Origin of the sequence: Sulfurovum sp. bin170 (assembly GCF_010892395.1) — a bacterium.
Taxonomy (GTDB): domain Bacteria; phylum Campylobacterota; class Campylobacteria; order Campylobacterales; family Sulfurovaceae; genus UBA1140.
Genome location: NZ_JAACKB010000124.1, coordinates 1 through 2855, shown reverse-complemented (window position 1 = coordinate 2855; position 2855 = coordinate 1). Strand labels below are relative to the sequence as shown.

Genomic DNA, 2855 nt, shown 5'->3' with positions numbered 1-2855 from the left:
GGCGTGTTTACACCCGAACTATTTGGTTCAAAAAAAGCTTAATTCATTGGCATTGGGCTTTAGCCCCGAAAGAGACGAAACTAAAGTTTTCGTTTCCTAGTTCTCCAAAAGTTTATTAATTACAATTCTCTCTCTCTTTTAGAGTCATTTTTTTATCTACAACAATAGGTGCACCTTCAAATTTATCAAATAGTATAGGAGCAGTGAGTTTTAGATAGATAGCAGGTTTGAGATGTTGTTCAAAAGAACTCCATATCTGAAATCCTCCCTGTTCGTCTAAAAATTTTGGATGTATAGATTCAATAGGAACGCGAGGGGAGTTATCAGGTAGTTGGTCAAAGAGAGATGCCCACTCAACAGCGACATCATCTTTGGCTATATAACTATTATCATAGATAATTGGAAGTAGATAACTCAACATCTGTAGCTCCTCTTCTATACGACTATCTATATTGTTACTGGTTCCATAAACTGTTATCATATAGAACATATCAAGTATAGTAGGTGGTTTTTCACGATAACCCTTTGATGTATCTTTGGTAAATTCCCATTGGTTTGTTTTGTACTCTATATTTTCACGAATATCAAATAGATAGACATTAACAATAGTCTTATCATCGCTTGAAATATTATCTTTGAGTGGAGGATAAAACGAAACCTTATAATTATCAGTTGCTATATTCTGTTCAAAAAAACTTTTGAGCAAATCATTCAAATCATTAAGCGTAATCATAATCTATCTCCTATTAAGTAGTCTCATCCAATGCGTATGATAATGGGAAAAAGTTTCATAAGTGTTTCCTTTTATTTTAATTTCTGTTTTTTTGTTATATATTGGAGTTTTTTTTGGTAGTGTTACCAAAAGGATAATCAAAATTCAGAAAAATTCGACTCTTTGATAACCTTACCCAACTTCCCAAGCTCTATTTTGATACCTCTAGCGATATGCCCCATACCTATAGCTTCGCCCTCCTGAACAGCAAAAAAAGCAGAAAAGAGAGAAGCATTTCTAATATTAGCACCAGATAGTTCAAAATTTTTAGCCAAAACTGAAAAATCTATATCGCTATCAATAGGGGTATCTTTGGGAAAGACTCTTCTCCATATCTCCTCTCTCATCCCTATATCAGGAGATGGGAAGTTGATAATAAAACGCATCCTCCGTATAAACGCCTCATCAATATTTTGTCTAAAGTTAGAAGCAAGTATCACCAATCCATTGTACTCCTCTATCTTTTGAAGAAGATAACTCACCTCTATATTGGCATATCTATCATGAGAGTTTTTGGTCTCTGTTCTCTTCCCAAATATAGCATCAGCCTCATCAAAAAATAGTATCACACCACTCCCCTCTGCTGTCTCAAATATCTTAGATAGATTCTTCTCTGTCTCTCCAATATATTTACTAACAATCCTAGATAGCTCAATACGATAGAGGTCAAGACCTAATGTGTTTGCCAGTATAGATGCGGCCATTGTCTTACCTGTTCCTGATGCTCCTGTAAAGAGTACTCCTAGACCTTGACTCTGATAGTGCTTTTTAAATCCCCACTCCTCAAAAACTTGGATTTGATACTTGTAGTGTTCGCAGACCTCTTTTAGTAACTCTTTTTTATCTTTTTGCAAAACAATATCATCTAAACCATTCTCCGAAGAGAGAGGTTCTGCCAAAGATTTCAAAGAGCTAGATATGCTCTCTCTACATAGTTGATACAACAGAGCATCACTAAACTTCTCTCCAAAAAAGAGTTTACTCTTAAGTCTCTCTACAATCCTCTCTATCTGCTCTACTGTAAATCCAAAGAGATTGGCAAGAGTATCACATCTCTGTGAAGAGAGTTCCACTCCTATACCATACAAAATCTCTCTCCAATAACGACTAGACTCTGTAACTGTTGGAAGCGATAGAGCAATCTCATACCACAATAACCCATGAGATAACGATAGTGGAACAATCTTCTCTTTTGAAGCGATAAAACTAAGCGAAGAGAAACTCTCTAAATTTTTGATTAGCACCTCTTGATAGATATGGATTTTTGAATCTTGGCTAAATATATCATAGTTATCAAAATAGAGTAGTGAATTTGAGAGTATAGACTCCCTAAAAAGAAGTTTGAGACTCTCATCAAAACTCTCACTATACTCCAATATAGTAGAACAATCAACTCTCAAAAGATTATACTCCATAGAGTTTACAATTGTTGTAGCAATATACTCTTTTTGGGTAGAGTCCTCTCCATGCAGATGGATAACAAATCTCTTCTGCTCCGATAACCCATCTTTTATCACCATAAGATTCTCTTCTATATCATAAAATTGACTCTCCATAGTTGAGATAAGAGTAGAGTATGGTGAAATTCGCCTATCCAGAGTATAACAACCAAAAAGAAAACTTTGCACAGAGTCCGAAACTCTCAAAACATCTTCACTATCCCTCTCAATAATCCCAAAAATAGTAAGTGTAGACTCTGCTTGTAAATATCTATATATATCCGTTATCTCTCTATCCAAAAGCAATGAAAGCAGAAAAACCGTAGCCTCTTTTTGATTCAAATCATCTTGTAGGTAGGCATAAATCTTCTTATATTTTATATCAAGCATAGGTGCTAAAACAATCAATATAATCTCCTGCTCTGCCGTATCAAGACTGAAGAGTTGAGACAAAAGCTTAACTCTTTCTATAAACTCTTGATGTTCACTACCTTTTTGATAAAGTAGCTTAATAACTCTCTCTTTTGAGACAAAAAAAGGATTCAGGTCTTTATCTGACTCATCCTCATCTAACATCTGTAATTTTCTGTTTATAATATTATCTAAGTTTAACATTTTACAATTGTAGCTTGAAATAGTTTCAT

General features: G+C 34.5%; 2 protein-coding genes. Both read right to left on the bottom strand.

The annotated features are described in order from the left end of the window. Positions 1-115 precede the first annotated feature (115 nt). Positions 116-733, bottom strand: coding sequence for a DUF4255 domain-containing protein (locus GSY74_RS02990; RefSeq protein ID WP_164663629.1), 618 nt, complete (start codon positions 731-733; stop codon positions 116-118). A gap of 137 nt (positions 734-870) precedes the next feature. Continuing rightward, a partial coding sequence (locus GSY74_RS02985) for an ATP-binding protein (protein WP_223157443.1) occupies positions 871-2855 on the bottom strand: 1985 nt, incomplete at its 5' end.